The organism is Streptomyces sp. NPDC047841 (assembly GCF_040704085.1).
In the GTDB taxonomy this organism is placed as follows: domain Bacteria; phylum Actinomycetota; class Actinomycetes; order Streptomycetales; family Streptomycetaceae; genus Streptomyces; species Streptomyces argyrophylli.
In genome coordinates this window covers 18,068-33,030 of the sequence record NZ_JBEYRP010000005.1, presented here as the reverse complement: position 1 = coordinate 33,030, position 14,963 = coordinate 18,068, and the positions used below count along the sequence as shown (strand labels likewise).

Annotated in this window: 11 protein-coding genes; 3 read left to right on the top strand and 8 right to left on the bottom strand. The window is 72.9% G+C overall.

What is annotated here, in order from left to right; translation table 11 throughout:
- The first annotated feature begins 182 nt into the window (after positions 1 to 182).
- Positions 183 to 1,214, top strand: a complete 1,032-nt coding sequence (locus AB0947_RS08895) for a glycosyltransferase family 2 protein (RefSeq protein ID WP_366749608.1) — start codon at positions 183 to 185, stop codon at positions 1,212 to 1,214.
- Positions 1,215 to 1,272: 58 nt separating this feature from the next.
- Here AB0947_RS08895 and AB0947_RS08890 read toward each other — a convergent pair whose 3' ends face one another.
- The 4 genes from AB0947_RS08890 to AB0947_RS08875 all read right to left on the bottom strand — a co-directional run bounded on the left by AB0947_RS08890 (position 1,273) and on the right by AB0947_RS08875 (position 7,095).
- Positions 1,273 to 2,931 (bottom strand): LCP family protein, encoded by a 1,659-nt coding sequence (locus AB0947_RS08890; RefSeq protein ID WP_366749607.1) that lies wholly within the window; start codon positions 2,929 to 2,931, stop codon positions 1,273 to 1,275.
- Positions 2,932 to 3,013: 82 nt separating this feature from the next.
- Positions 3,014 to 4,771 (bottom strand): LCP family protein, encoded by a 1,758-nt coding sequence (locus AB0947_RS08885; RefSeq protein ID WP_366749606.1) that lies wholly within the window; start codon positions 4,769 to 4,771, stop codon positions 3,014 to 3,016.
- Between the two features lie 252 nt (positions 4,772 to 5,023).
- Positions 5,024 to 6,208: an LCP family protein gene (locus tag AB0947_RS08880; protein WP_366749605.1), complete on the bottom strand. Its 1,185-nt coding sequence runs from the start codon at positions 6,206 to 6,208 to the stop codon at positions 5,024 to 5,026.
- Positions 6,209 to 6,339: 131 nt separating this feature from the next.
- Positions 6,340 to 7,095: a TIGR03089 family protein gene (locus tag AB0947_RS08875; protein WP_366749603.1), complete on the bottom strand. Its 756-nt coding sequence runs from the start codon at positions 7,093 to 7,095 to the stop codon at positions 6,340 to 6,342.
- A 111-nt stretch (positions 7,096 to 7,206) separates the two neighbouring features.
- Here AB0947_RS08875 and AB0947_RS08870 point away from each other — a divergent pair, with 111 nt between their 5' ends.
- The gene (locus tag AB0947_RS08870) at positions 7,207 to 8,688 is read left to right on the top strand and encodes a peptidoglycan recognition protein (protein ID WP_366749602.1); all 1,482 of its coding nucleotides are present in this window, start codon (positions 7,207 to 7,209) and stop codon (positions 8,686 to 8,688) included.
- A gap of 170 nt (positions 8,689 to 8,858) precedes the next feature.
- A complete protein-coding gene (locus tag AB0947_RS08865) occupies positions 8,859 to 9,941 on the top strand; it encodes an NDP-sugar synthase (protein WP_366749600.1) in 1,083 nt (360 codons plus the stop codon).
- Between the two features lie 405 nt (positions 9,942 to 10,346).
- Here AB0947_RS08865 and AB0947_RS08860 read toward each other — a convergent pair whose 3' ends face one another.
- From AB0947_RS08860 to AB0947_RS08845, 4 genes are all read right to left on the bottom strand, one after another.
- A complete protein-coding gene (locus AB0947_RS08860) occupies positions 10,347 to 11,369 on the bottom strand; it encodes a DNA-3-methyladenine glycosylase 2 family protein (protein WP_366749599.1) in 1,023 nt (340 codons plus the stop codon).
- Between the two features lie 112 nt (positions 11,370 to 11,481).
- On the bottom strand, positions 11,482 to 12,807 hold the full coding sequence (locus tag AB0947_RS08855; protein WP_366749598.1) for a coenzyme F420-0:L-glutamate ligase: 1,326 nt from the start codon (positions 12,805 to 12,807) through the stop codon (positions 11,482 to 11,484).
- On the bottom strand, positions 12,804 to 13,763 hold the full coding sequence (gene cofD / locus AB0947_RS08850; protein ID WP_366749597.1) for a 2-phospho-L-lactate transferase: 960 nt from the start codon (positions 13,761 to 13,763) through the stop codon (positions 12,804 to 12,806). Before cofD ends, AB0947_RS08855 begins: the two co-directional genes overlap by 4 nt.
- Positions 13,764 to 13,797: 34 nt before the next feature.
- Entirely contained in the window at positions 13,798 to 14,316 is a 519-nt protein-coding gene (locus AB0947_RS08845; protein WP_366749596.1) for a cysteine dioxygenase family protein, read from the bottom strand.
- Between the last annotated feature and the right edge of the window lie 647 nt (positions 14,317 to 14,963).

Sequence of the window (14,963 nt, the reverse complement as noted above, 5' to 3'; positions counted from 1 at the left end):
AGCCCCTGCCACGCTTCGGGCGGTGGAGGAGGGGGACCGGGGCGGGCTGGGCAAGGAGGACACCTCCGGACGAGGCCGTACGTGGAATCCGTGAGCACAGTAGGCCGATACGATCTCCAGCCCGCGCCGCAGGCCCGGCGGCGCGCACCCGTATCCCCCGTTCGCGGTAACGTGAGGCCCCTATGAACGCCAAGCCCGACGTGCGGCTCCCCGCAGTGTCCGTGATCATGCCCGTCCTCAACGAGGAACGGCATCTGCGCGGGGCCGTCCAAGCGATCCTCGCGCAGGAGTACGCCGGCGAGCTGGAGGTCGTGATCGCCCTCGGTCCGTCCACGGACCGCACGGACGAGATCGCCGCCGAGCTGGTCGCCGAAGACCCGCGCGTGCACACCGTCCCGAACCCCACCGGCCGCACGCCCGCGGCGCTGAACGCGGCGATCAAGGCCTCCCGGCACCCGATCGTGGTCCGCGTCGACGGCCACGGCATGCTCTCGCCGAACTACATCGCGACCGCCGTGCGGCTCCTGGAGGAGACCGGCGCGCAGAACGTCGGCGGCATCATGCACGCCGAGGGCGAGACCGACTGGGAGCACGCGGTGGCCGCCGCGATGACCTCGAAGATCGGCGTCGGCAACGCGGCGTTCCACACCGGCGGCCAGGCCGGCCCCGCCGAGACGGTCTACCTCGGCGTCTTCCGCCGCGAGGCGCTGGAGCAGCAGGGCGGCTACAACGAGGAGTTCATCCGCGCCCAGGACTGGGAGCTGAACTTCCGCATCCGTGAGGCGGGCGGGCTCATCTGGTTCTCGCCCGAGCTGAGGGTGTCGTACCGGCCGCGGCCGTCGGTGCGGGCGCTGGCCAAGCAGTACAAGGACTACGGCCGCTGGCGGCACGTCGTCGCCCGCTACCACTCCGGCTCCATCAACCTGCGCTACCTGGCGCCGCCGACGGCGGTGTGCGCGATAGCCGCGGGCCTGGTCGTCGGCGCGGCGCTGACCCCGTGGGGCCTCGTGATCCCCGGCGGCTACCTGGCCGCGATCGTCGCGGGCTCCCTCCCGGCCGGCAAGGGGCTGCCGCTGAAGGCCCGGCTCCAGATACCGGTGGCCCTCGCCACCATGCACATGTCGTGGGGCTGGGGCTTCCTGACCAGCCCGAAGTCCCTGGCGAAGAGGGTCATCGCCTCCCGGCGGCCCGCGGTCGTGGACGCCGCCGCCTGACGCACGCACGAAGGGGCCCCTCCCGCGCGGGAGGGGCCCCTTCGTGCGCCGGGGCGTCCTACCACTGGTAGGGGCCGTACACGTTCATGCAGTCCCCCTTGTCCGCGGCGTTGACGGCGTCGGTGCCCTCGGGCAGGTCGCCGGCCTTCGGTTCGGACTGCTTGGGATAGGTGCTGCCCGAGCGCCAGTCCGCGCCGACGACGACGGTGACCCCCGACACGTCGGTCGACTTCTTGACCGCGCTCATCGGGATGCCCAGCGCCTTGGCCACCGCCTGCGCGTCACCCTCCAGGTCCGCGCTCGGGTACCGCACGACCGTCTTGTCCTCGGCCAGGCTCCCCGAGGTGTCGGCCTGCGCCCGCGTGTAGCCCTTCTGCACGAGCACCTGGCCGATCGCCGACGCCCGCTGCTGCACCGGGGCCTCGGTGTCGGTCCGGGTGGCGTTCTGCACCAGCACCCCGAGCCGGCTCGCGTCGAGCGAGGGCTTCTTGGCCGGCTCGCCCTTGCCCGTGTCCTTCTTCGGCCCGGACTCCCCGCCGTTCTTGTCGAGCGGCACGTCGTCCTGGAGCATCCGCCACAGCTTGGCGGCCTTGTCGTCGTCCGGTACGACGTGGTTGTCCGGGTCGTGCGGGTCGGGGATGTTGGGCATCGTCAGGCTGGTGACGCGGTCGGTCGGCACCGACTTCATCTCCATGCCCAGGTCGTACAGCTTCTTGACCGTGCCGATCTCCTCCGAGACCTTCAGGGACTTGGTGGCCGCGTCGGCCAGGTCCATCAGCCGGCCGGTGTCGGTGAACACGTTCTGCTGCTTCAGCGTGCGGACCATCGAGTTCAGGTACATGTGCTGGGCGCGGGCCCGCATCAGGTCGCTGCCCCAGGCGTGCCGGGTGCGCAGCCACTGGAGTGCCTGCTCGCCCTTCACCTTGTGCGAGCCCTTCTTCAGCTTCAGGCCGGAGCCGCCGCGCTGACGGGGTGTCGAGTGGTCCCAGACGTTCTGGTTGACGCACACCTCGACGCCCCCGATGGCGTCCGCCATCCGCACCACGCCGGCGAAGTCGATCGTCATCCAGTGGTCGATGTAGACCCCGGTGAGGTTCTCCCAGGTGAGCAGGGTGCAGCCGGCCCCACCGCGGGCCAGGCTGACGTTGATGATGTCGTTCGTCGCCGGATAGACGCGGTCGGTCTTGGGGTCCGTGCACTCGGGGATGTCCACCCGGGTGTCCCGCGGGATGCTCACCATGGCGGCGCTCTTGCGGTCCGCCGAGAGGTGGATGAGCATCTGCACGTCACCGAGCGGCGGGTCGCCGGCGTGGTCCTTGCTGCCGCCGAGCTTCAGGTTCTCCTTGGAGCCCCGGCTGTCGGAGCCGATCAGCAGGATGTTCAGCGGGGTCTGGCCGGCCGCGTTCGGGCGGGTCCGGTGCGCCTTGGAGTCGTCGCCGTTGGCCCGCTTGCCCTTCTGGATGTTGCCGTTCAGATGCTGGTAGTAGAGGTATCCGGCACCGGCCGTGCCGAGTATCACCACCGCCAGCACGGTGGCCGACCAGCGCAGCACGCGCCGTCTGCGCCGCCGCTCGGTCTTCGGTCCGCCCGCCCGCCGTCCGCCGCCGTGCCCGCCGCCGTGCCGGCCGGAACGCACCCGCGCGTCCGAGTTCTTCGACGCGAGCGACGTCGTTTCCTCGACCGCCGGAGCCTCCCCGCGCACCTCGCTCTGCGCCAAGCTCCCTGCCCTCCCCACCCTTGCGCCAAGCAACGGGCCCGTCCCGCGTCCGGTTAGACGCTTGACGGGCCCATAGGGTTACCTACGCGGCGCACTTCACCTTGTCTGCCGTCGACTTGTCGACGTCCGGCGCCTTCGTCGGCGCCGTGAGGGAGACCCCCGCTCCCTTGAAGTCCTTGCCCAGGGTCAGCGTCATCGCCGGCAGTCCCTGGGAGTTGGTCACGCTCTCGCCCGGCTTCAGCGCGGCCCCGGACAGGCCCATGATCGCGGCCAGCCGGCGTGCCTGGGCCGCCTGGTCGGGCGCGTACTCCAGTGTGGTCTTGGCCAACTGGGCAGGCGCGTTGCCCGCGTTCTCCGACTTGGTCACGCCCTCGTCGTTCTGCAGCCAGTTGAGCACCGCCTGGGCGCTGCCGGCCTGGGCTCCGCCGTTGAGGATGCGCACCCGCACCTCGGAGGCGGGCGCCTTGGTGCCCTTGAGCCGGGCGGCCTGCGCGTCCTTCGTCGCCTTCTCCTTCTTCTTCACGTCGGTGAAGGAGACGTCGTTCCTGATGGCGTCGAAGACCGCCGGGGCCTTCGCGTCGTTGAGGACGACCGTGGCGTGGACCTTCTCCGCCGGGTTGTCCACGACCGGCACCGTGGTGAAGGCGAGGTTCTTCGGGTCGAGCTTGCCCAGCTCCAGACCCAGGTCCTTCAGCTTGCCGATGTCCTTGAGCTTGTCGTCGACGGTGAGGGCCTTGGTGCCCGCCTCCGCCAGCTTCACCATCTTCGTGGGGCTGGTGAGCGTGTCGTTGCCCTTCAGCTTGCGCATCAGCGCGCCCAGGAACTGCTGCTGGAGTCCGATCCGGCTGAGGTCGCCGCCGAAGCCGACGGAGTGCCGGGTGCGCACGAACGCCAGCGCCTGCTCGCCGGAGATCTTGTGCGTGCCCTTGGACAGCTTCAGGTGCGACTTCGGGTCGTCGATGTCCTTGGCCAGGCAGACGTCGACACCGTCGACCGCCTCGGTCAGCGTCTTGACCGCGTTGAAGTCGGCGACCATGAAGTCGTCCGGCTTGATCCCGGTCAGCTCGGTCACCGTGCGCATGGTGCAGCTGGGCGTACGGTCGTCCTGGCCGAGGCTCGTGTTGAAGCGGACGCCCTGCGAGCCCGGGATGACCTTCTTGGTGCCGTCCTCCTGCTCGGTCGGGCAGTCCGGGACGTTCACGATCAGGTCGCGCGGGATGCTCAGGGCGGTGGCGTTGGAGCGGTCTTTGGAGACGTGCAGCAGGATCGTGGTGTCGGCGTGCCCGACGCTGCCCGAGTCGCCGTAGCCCTCGTTGCCCGCGCCCGTGCGCTTGTCCGTGCCGATCAGCAGGATGTTGATCGCCTCGTCCTTGCGGAAGCCGCCGGTGCTGGCGCCGTCGTCGGACACGGAGGTGATGTTGTCGTTCAGGTGCTTGATGTAGAGGTAGCCGGCGGCCGACACGGCGACCAGCACGAAGGCCATGGACCCGCCGGTCCACAGCAGCACCTTCTTCGCCGTCGATTTCTTCTTCACCGGCCGCCGGGAGGCGCGCCTGCCCTGCGGTGCCTCCGGCTCGGCTCCCCGGCGCCGGGCCGAGCGCGGCGCGGGCACCTCGGTGCCGCGCGTCCGGGGCGCCTGCGGGGTCTGGTCGCCCGTCTGCCGCGTACGGCCGCCCGTCGCGTCATCGCCGTCCCCGGGCGACGGTCTGCGCGGCCCGGGAACCGGTGACTGCGCTGCGGAAGGGCTCAGTCGCAGTTCGTATTCGCCGGTGTTCGGATTGAGCACCCACTGGTCTGCGGGGTCGATGTTGTCCGCCCGCCCACGGCCTTGCGCGTCCACGGTTGTCCGAATCCTCCGTCGGGGCCACGCGGCGCCTTCCCCCTGCGAGGCGCTCGGGTCTCGGTGAAACAGTGCACGGCCCCGACAAAGCCCGTCGGACCTCGCGGCCAGGTGCACCGGATCGCTCACACTATCCGCCCAGTTCAGCGTCGAGCGAGGCTGGTGACAAATTCGACATGCCTACAACCGGGCAATCCCCCTCATTTTCTGAACGGATTTTCCGAACGACGGTTCACCACCCCGGTGCGCGGCTCACTCACAGGTCTGTTCGGCGGCTGTCCTCCCGCGGAACGTCGGGGCGGGCGAAGGGCCGTCCGTCGCTCCCGGCCCCGTGTTCTGGCCAGGAGTTTCCTGTGCGTCCTCCTGTGTCACCACCACCGGCTGGTCGGCTCGCAGCCGGGCGAACAGCCTCTCGGCCTCCGGCTCCACGAGCTGGTCACGGTTGGCGTCGTAGACGTACGACTCCCTCGGCACCGTCAGGAACTGGACACGTTCGGTGGGGATGTCACGCAGCCCGCGGACCAACTGGTACAAACCGCGCAGACTCGCCAGTTCCGGATCGGTGGTCAGCGAGGAGGTCGCCGCGTCCAGCACCGGATACAGCTTCGCCGGGTTCAGCAGGACGTCACTGCCCCGCACCTTGTTGACGAGCGCGCCGAGGAACCGCTGCTGCCGCTCCATGCGCTCGGTGTCGCTGCCGTTCCCCAGCGACTCGCGGGCGCGCACGAACCCGAGCGCCTGCTCCCCGTCCAGCCTGACCTTCCCCGCGGGCAGCCTCAGCTTCGCGGCCTTGTCGTCCACGGGCTCCTTCAGGCACACCGTCACGCCGTCGACGGCGTCCACCATCTCCTTGAAGCCGCTGAAGTCCAGGACCATGTGGTGGTCGATCCGGATGCCGGTCAGCTTCTCGACGGTCCGGATCGTGCACGCCGAACCGCCCACCTGGAAGGAGTGGTTGAACATCGCGAACACCGGATCGCTGCGCCTGCCGTCCTTCTGCCCGCAGGCGGGGATGTCCACCATCAGGTCCCGGGGCAGTGAGACGGCGGTGGCGCTGTGCCGGTCGGCGGCCAGGTGCAGCAGGATCGTCGTGTCCGACCGCTCGGTGCCGGCGTCCTTGCCGTACTTGCCGTTGCCGTCGCCGGCCCGGGTGTCGGACCCGATCAGCAGGATGTTCTGGGCGTCCCGCACCAGCGCGGTGGGCCGCTCCCGCTCGTACCGGGCCAGTTCGGCCGCGGCGGCCTCGTCGGCGGTGATGTTGGCGCTGAGCCTGGCGTAGACGGCCCACCCGGCACCGGCGGCCACGACGAGGAGTGCGGCCGCCCCCAGCGCGGAGTTCCGCCCCCACCGCCGCCGGCGCCGCACCAGCCCCTCCCCCGTCGCGGAGGCCCCCGCCCCGGGACCGGGACCGACGGGCTTGCCTGCGGTGTCGGTCACGGTAGGGCCATCCCCTCATGGCGTACGAGCGTCGCGTCCTGCACTTACGACGATGGCGGGGACGGGGAGGCGGAGGCGCCCTTTGCTACTCCGCCCGGGTGACGTCGTCCGCCCGCAGGACGGGAGACGCCCTAGCGCCGCACGGCGGTCACCCTCTCGCTCTCCACCCGCTTGGCGAGCGCCTCCTCGTCCAGCCGGTCCAGGTTCCGGCACAGCACCACCGACCCCCCGACGGCCAGCGGCGAGAACAACCCCGCGGCCAGCCCCTCCCAGGTGTCGTACGGCAGCCCCGACAGCAACCGGGACCCGGGACCCGTGAGCCCGAGCGCCCCCGCTTCGGAAGCGGCCCGCTCGACGACCTCCGCCCCGCTGGACTCCCGCCCGGCGACGACGAGCGCCGGCCCCTCCGGATCCACCGGAGCGAACGGGGCGAACCGGTCGCCCTGACCCGGGACTTCCACGGCGTAGTCGATGAACCCGGGCGGAGTCTGCGGGAAGCGTCCGCCCAACGGCCGCAGCGCCAGCGCCACTCGCTCACCCGGGCAGGCGCGCGCCGCGTCGAGCGAGTCCGGTCCGCTCACGACGACGTCGGCCGCCGCCGGGTCCCCGGCGACGTCCGCGACCGCACCCACCGACGAACAGGCCAGCAGCCACACCGCCGTCTGCCAGTGCGCGGGCAGCAGCAGCGCGACCCGGTCGCCGGGCCCGGCGGCGAGGTCGCCCTGGAGGAGGTTGGCGGTCTTGGCCACCCAATTGGCGAAGGTGGCCACGGACAGTTCGACGCGTTCGCCCGTGGCGTCGTCGTAGAAGGTCACCAGCGGGCGGCCGGGATCCGCGGCGAGCGCGGAAGTCAGCAGGTCGGCAGGGGTGCGATCGGTGGCGTTCACCCGGGACAGGGTACGCGCGGGCGGGTGCGCGCGGCGGGTGGCGGGGCCACCGGTTCGGCGGAACGCCTCCCGACAGGCCGTCAGTTCAGAGATGGACATATATGTACGGCTATGTCCAAGATCATGCCCATGCGTGGATTCCTCACCTCCTGTCCTGGCGCTTCCCCGCTCGCCGTCCGTTCGCTCGGCCTCACCTTCGCCACGGCCCTCGTGCTCGTCCCGGCCGCGCCCGCGACCGCGGCGACCGTTGCCGCCGCCACCACCGCGGCCCCGGCGACCCCCGTGACCACTGCGACCGTCCGGGACCGGGCCGCGGTCCCGGGCAGCACCCGGTCGCTGCCGCTCGTCCCGCTCGCCCGGGAGCGGGTTTCCGGCGCGGCCCCGGAGCAGGGGCTGCGCCGGGCGGGCGGCGCACGGTTCTCGCTGCTCGGCGTGGTCTGGGACGACCCGGACACCGAGCTGCGAGGACGGGTGCGGGTGCGCACCCGGTCCGCCGTGACGGGGCAGTGGTCCGGCTGGCAGGACGTCGAGACGCACAACGCCGGCCACCGGGCCGACCCCGGTACGGCGCAGGGCTCGTCCCGGCGGGTGCGCGGGGCGACGGCGCCGCTGTGGGTCGGGGACTCCGACGGTGTGGAGGTACGGGTGCGGGCGGCGGGACCGGGCGGCGGGGCCCGCACCGGTCTCCCCTCCGGGAAGCGGGCCGGCGGGCCGCGTGCGTCACTGCCGCAGGGGCTGCGGCTGGAGCTGGTGGACCCGGGAGCCGCGCCGGCCGCGGGGGAGGGCGGGGCGGCCGGAGGGCGACCGCCACGGAACCCGCGCTTCGACGACCCGCCCCGCACCGCCCTCGACACGGAGGCCGCGCTGGCCGCCTCGGCCGCCAACGCGGACATCACCGCGTTCGGCGCCACCGCGATCCCGGAACTGGACCGGCCGGCCACCGAGCAGGAGCTGACCCGCCTCCGGGGGCCGGTGCGGGGGAAGCCGTACATCGGGCCACGCCCGCGGATCGTCACGCGCCGGGGCTGGGGCGCGGACGAGTCGCTGCGCGAGCGCGGGTTCGTCTACACCAAGAAGACCAAGGCGGCCTTCGTCCACCACACCGCCACGGGCAACGCGTACACCTGCGCCCAGGCCCCCTCCGTCATCCGCGGTATCTACCGCTACCACGTCAAGAGCATGGGCTGGCGGGACATCGGCTACAACTTCCTCGTCGACAAGTGCGGAACCCTCTACGAGGGCCGGGCCGGGGGCGTCGCCAAGGCGGTGCTCGGCGCGCACACCCTCGGTTTCAACGGCGACAGCATGGGGATCGCCGTGATCGGCACCTACGGCGCGACCGAGCCGTCGAGCGCCGCGGTGACGGCCGTCGCCCGGCTCACCGCGTGGAAGCTCGGGCTCTACGGGGTCGATCCGAGCGGAAGGACCTACCTCACGTCGGGCGGTGGCAATCTCTACCCCAAGGGGAAGAACGTACGACTGAACGTGATCTCCGGCCATCGCGACGGGTTCGCCACGGAGTGCCCCGGCAAGCGGCTCTACGCCAGGCTCGGCACGGTCCGCTCCAGCGCGGCGAGGTACCAGGGGCGCTGAGGCCGGAGCGGGGACGGCCGGAGCGGGGGCGGCCGGGGGAAACCGCACGCCGATCTCGCGGGACACCGCGCGGCCATCGAAGGCGTCGTCGCACGGTCTGCATACACTGACCGGCCGAAAAGAGTGTGACGAGTGGTTCGGCCGGTCCCGGCAGGAAGCAGAGACGACAGGTGACAGAAGCGATCCTCCTGGTCGGCGGCAAAGGCACCCGGCTGCGGCCGCTCACGGTGCACACACCCAAGCCGATGGTCCCGGCCGCCGGGGTACCGTTCCTCACCCACCAGCTGGCGCGCGCCCGGGCGGCGGGCGTCGAGCACATCGTCCTCGCCACCAGCTACCTGGCCGAGGTCTTCGAGCCGTACTTCGGGGACGGCTCCGCGCTGGGCCTGCACATCGAGTACGTGACCGAGGAGGAGCCGCTCGGCACGGGCGGAGCCATCCGCAACGTCGCCGGCCGTCTGCACTCCGGTCCCGACGACCCGGTGCTGATCTTCAACGGGGACATCCTGACGGGGCTGGACATCGGGGCCCTCGTGGCCACCCACGAGTCGACGGGCGCGGACGTCTCCCTCCATCTGACGCAGGTGACGGACCCGCGTGCCTACGGCCTCGTGCCCACGGACGGGACCGGCCGCGTCCTGGCCTTCCTGGAGAAGCCGCAGACGCCGGAGGAGATCGTCACCGACCAGATCAACGCGGGGGCGTACGTCTTCCGCCGCTCGGTCATCGACACCATCCCGGCGGGCCGGCCCGTGTCCGTGGAGCGCGAGACCTTCCCCGGCCTCCTGGCGGCCGGCGCGCATCTGCAGGGCATGGTCGACTCCACCTACTGGCTGGACCTCGGCACCCCGGCCGCGTTCGTCCGCGGCTCGGCCGACCTGGTCCTGGGCCGGGCGCCGTCCCCGGCGGTCCCCGGCCGCTGCGGCGACCAGCTCGTGCTGCCGACGGCCACGGTGGCGCCCGACGCCAAGCTGACCGGCGGCACCGTGGTGGGCGAGGGCGCGTTCGTGGCGCAGGGCGCGCGGATCTTCGGCTCCACGATCCTGCCGGGCGCCGTCATCGAACCCGGCGCCGTCATCACCGACTCCCTCATCGGCACCCGCGCCCGCGTCGGCGAACGCTCCGTCCTCACCGGGACGGTCATCGGCGACGGCGCGGTCGTGGGCGCCGACAACGAACTCCGGGACGGCGCGCGGGTCTGGTGCGATGCCCGTATCCCGGCGGGGGCGCTGCGCTTCTCCTCGGACCAGTAGAGGAGCCCGGAGCCGGCACGCCGCCGCCCTGGCGGCTACGCCCCCGGACCCCCACGGCCAGGACTCCCCAGCCACCGGATGCCGTCCGGCCGGTCAGGGGCCCGCCCGCCGGGTGCCGTCCGCGGCCCGCGGTGGGCCACCCGCGCCGCTGCGGGCAGTCGTGCCGCTGGGGCGGCACGGGTGGGCGCGGCGGCACCCGGCCGGCGCCGGTGAGCGATACCCCGCGGGCCGGCGGCAGCTCCGCGCACCTGGTCGGCGCCGGTGAGCGGGCCCCCGGCCGGCGGCAGCGTCCCGCTCCCCACGGGTGCCGGTAGGCGCGCCCGCCCGGGCCCGGCGGCAGCCCCCGGCACCGGCAAGCGAATCCGCCGCCCAGCGCGGCGCCGGCCCGGCGCGGCGAACCGCGTGTCACAGCAACCCGATGTCCACCCGCCGCATCTTCGGCTTGCGCCGTGCCGGTACACGTCCGCTCAGCAGGATCAGCCGAGCCGCCCGGTGCCGCTGCCCGGCGTACGGCTCGAGCAGGCGAAGCATCTCCGCGTCGTCGGCCTCCCGGTTCCCCGCCAGCGCCCACCCCACGATCCCGGGCAGGTGCAGGTCCCCGACGGTCACCGCGTCCGCCGCCCCATGACTGCGCTGCACCACTTCCGCCGACGTCCACGGCCCCACCCCCGGCACGACCTCCAACCGCGCCCGGGCCTCGGCCGCCGGCATCCCCACGGCCTGCTCCAGCCGCGCGGCGACCCGCACGGCCCGCAGGATCGTGGACGCACGCTTGTCGTCGACCCCGGCCCGGTGCCACTCCCAGGACGGGATCAGCGCCCAGGTCCGCGGCGCCGGCATCACCCACATCGGCCGTTCACCGGCGCCCGCGGGGCCCGGCGCCGGCTCCCCGAACCCGCGGACGAGCAGCCGCCACGCCCGGTACGCCTCGTCCGTGGTGACCTTCTGCTCCAGCACGGACGGGATCAGCGACTCCAGCACCAGCCCGGTCCGGGTCAGCCGCAGCCCCGGCCGCCGGTGCCGCGCCAGCGCGACCACCCGGTGCCGCGGCACGAACGCCCCGGGATCGTCACCGGCACCGAGCAGCTCCGGCAACTGCTCCAGCAGCCACGCGGCACCCGGCCCCCACGCCTCGCCGGACACCTCACCGCCGTAGGCCCGCACCCGCAGCGTCCCCGGTCCGGCGGGCGTACGGCAGGCCCGCCACACGGACCCGTCGGCCGTGGCCCGGAAGGTCGGGTCGGCGGGGCCGCGCCGGAGCGGTCCGAGGGTCAGCCCGAGGTCGAGCGGCCCGTCCGGCACCCAGCGCCGTACCCGCGCGGGCACCGCTCCCTGCCGCGGTATCCCGGCAGCGGCCCCCGCCGGCACGGCGACACGCCCGCCGCGCACGGTCGTACGCGTGGGCCGCTGGGGGAAACGTCCTGCCACGAGGGGTCCTCTGTGTCCAAAAGGGTGCGGTGCCGCCTACGAGACTAGGCGGTCGGCGCGCCCGCGGGGCCGCCTCGCGGCGGACCGGGGCGGACCGGGCCGCGCGTCGGACTCACCGCACCTCCACGAACGCCCCCGCGTCCCGCGCCGGCCGCGGTCTCGGCTCCTCCGCCGGGTGGCCGACTGCCACCGCGCCCATCGGGTCCCAGTCCGCCGGCAGCCCGAGCACCTCGCGCACCACGTCCCGGCAGAACATCGTGGACGACACCCACGCCGAGCCCAGCCGCTCCCCGGCCAGCGCGACCAGCAGGTTCTGCACGCCCGCGCCCATCGCGACGACGAACATCTCCCGCTCGGCGGCGTCCCGCCGGGCGTCTCCGTAGGTGTGCGAGCCGTCCATGACGAGGCACGGCACGACCAGGTACGGCGCGTTGCGCAGCACGTCACCACGCCGGATCCGCTTCGCGATGGACTCCTCGCCCTTGCCGTCCCGGCGCAGGTCCTCGATCCAGGCGTCCCGCATCGCGTCGAGCAGCCGTACCCGCGACTCCTGCGACTCCAGCAGCACGAACCGCCACGGCGTGGTGTGGTGCGGGGCGGGCGCGGTGACGGCGGCGGCCACCGCGCGCCGGACGGCGCCGGGGTCGACCGGCTCGTCGGTGAAGGCCCGCACGGTACGGCGCTGGGTCACGGCCTCCCGCACGGCCTCGGAGGTGCCGAGCCGGAACATGTCGTCCCGCGCGCCGCGCACCAGGGCCCGGGCTCCCGCCCCGTGCTCGTCGGCCACGGTGTGCGGCAGCCCGCGCACCACGGCCACCGGCAGGGCCGCCGCCTTGCCCTTGACCAGGTCACCGGCGGCGGCCAGCTCGTCCGCCGTGGCGACGACGGTCGCGCTGAGCGGGTTGCCGTGCGCGTCCGTGCCCCCGCGCAGATCGTCCAGCACGCGCACTCCGGCGGCGCCGATCGCGACGTCGGTGAGCCCCGCCCGCCAGGGCCGCCCGAACGTGTCACTGACGACGACGCCGACGTCGACCCCGAGGGCGGCGCGCAGGCCCGCCCGGATCGCGCGCGCCGACGCGTCCGGGTCCTCGGGCAGCAGGAGCACGGTCCCGGCCGGGGTGTTCGAGGCGTCGACCCCGGCGGCGGCCATGACCAGGCCCTGCCGGTTCTCCACGATGCGCAGCGGGCCGCGCCGGGCCACGACCCGGACCGTCTCGGCGTCGATCGCGGCCTCCCGGTCGGCCGCCCGCACGACGCGGCCCTCGGCCTTGGAGACGATCTTCGAGGTGACGATCAGCACGTCCCCGTCGGCCAGCCCCGGCTCGGTCGCGGCGATCAGCTTGGCGAGGTCGTCACCCGGCTGCACCTCGGGGATGCCGGGCAGGGCCCAGACGCGGTACCCGGGGCGCCCCGCCCCGGCGGACGCCGTGTCGCTCACGCCCCCCGCACCTCCTCGGCCAGCGCCAGCGCCTCCCGTGCCATCCGGGCGGCCGCGTCGACGTCGGTCATCATCAGCGGTACGGCCCGGCAGCGGATGCCGTCCGCCTCGACCCGCTCGACCGCGCCCGCGTCGACGGTGTCTACCAGCCAGCCGTCCAGCAGACCGGAGCCGTAGTGCTCGGCGACCGCGGCGGCCGTGGACTCCACGCCGACGGCGGCCAGCACCTTGTCGGCCATACCGCGCACGGGCGCGTCCCCGACGATCGGGGACAGGCCGACCACGGGCACGCCCGCCTCGGCGATGGCCTCGCGGATGCCGGGTACGGCGAGGATCGTGCCGATGGACACGACCGGGTTGGACGGCGGGAAGAGGATCACGTCCGCCCCGGCGATGGCCTCCAGCACACCCGGGGCCGGCTTGGACTGCTCGGCGCCGACCGGGACGACCGCCTCGGCCGGGACGGAGGCCCGCAGCCTCACCCAGTACTCCTGGAAGTGGAGCGCCTTGCGCTCCCCGTCCAGCTCGACGGCCACGTGCGTCTCGACGCGGTCGTCGGTCATCGGGATCAGCCGCACGCCCGGCTTCCAGCGGTCGCACAGCGCCTCGGTGACCGCGCTCAGCGGATAGCCGGCGCTCAGCATCTGCGTCCGCACGATGTGGGTGGCGAAGTCCCGGTCGCCGAGCCCGAACCATTCCGGGCCGACGCCGTAGGCCGCCAGTTCCTCCTTGAGGTGGAAGGTCTCGTCCGTCCGCCCCCAGCCCTGCTCCTCGTTGATGCCGCCGCCCAGCGTGTACATCACCGTGTCCAGGTCCGGGCAGACCTTGAGACCGAAGAGGTGGATGTCGTCGCCGGTGTTGCCGATGACCGTGACGTCCGCGTCCGGCACGGCCTGCTTCAGACCGCGCAGGAAACGGGCACCGCCGATGCCGCCTGCCAGAACCACAATGCGCATGCGACCAAGTCTCGCAGGCGGGTCCGACAACGCGTCAGGCAGTCACCGGACGCGCCGCGCCGTGCGTCTCGCCGTGCGCCTCGCAGTGGGGGGAGGTGTGCATGGGCATCTCGGTCAGGCCGGGGTAGTACACGTGCAGGCTGACCGCCGGTTCCAGCGCGTCGTTGACGACCTCGTGGACGTACCCCGGCGCGAACACCCGCTGCGCGCCCGCCGCGAGCGCGCGCGTGCCGCGTTCGGTGCGTTCGGTGAGGGTGCCCTCCAGGACGGTGAGGACACCGGACGAGCGCCCGTGGCCGTGCCGCCCGCTGCCCTGCCCGGGGACCCAGGACAGCAGCCAGACCTCGTAACCGGGGCCGGTGCGCAGCCGGTGGTACCAGCGGGTGGCGGCGTCGTAGCGGACGAGGTGCGCCCACTGGGCGCGGTCGGCGGCGATCGAGCGGGCCAGGCCCGCGAACTCGGCGACGGTGGCCGGGTGCTCGCGCGGCGGCTGGAGCAGGTGCGGGACTTCGAGGATGTCGCCGGCGATCTGGAGGTCGTTGTCGCTGTTCATCGGGGTCGGTGGTCCTCGGTGAAGAGTGGGGGGCCGGAGCCGGGGTGCGGTGCTGGGTGACGCGTACGGTCCGCCCGGGTCACGGGCGGGCGGGGTGCCCTGGATGAGGGATCACGCGGCGTGGAGACGCGGCCGGGCCGGTGATGGGCCCGGGGACAGCCGGAGCGGCTTGGCTCAACAGCTGGAACAGCAACAACAGCTACAACGCGCGCGGGCGGCACCGAGGGACCCGGCGGTGCGGGTCGAGGTGGGTGCCAAGTTCGCGAGCATGCCCACTAGGACATCGGTTCACACCCGCACTGTCAACTCGACGCCCGGTATGTGGGACATGTTTCACCTCATCCGGTTCATCTGAAAGGTGAAAGGTTTGCTCACCGGGAGGTCGGGACACATGGGGCACATCCGAGCGCTCGAGCCTGCGGAACGGGATCGAACACGGAGGCGTCTTTCTTCGTACAGAGATCTGTACGGGGTCGTGACCGCCCCGTGGGGTCCTGCTGTGTGTCGAGGTTTATGGCGATTTGAACACTTTCCGCACGGCCTTGGTTCCGCAGAGTGAATAACGGACCCAATAGCAGATCTCGGCTTGACTCGCCCGGAGCAGCACACTTGTAATTTCACTCGTGTCGTTCAGCCGAAATCGGTAA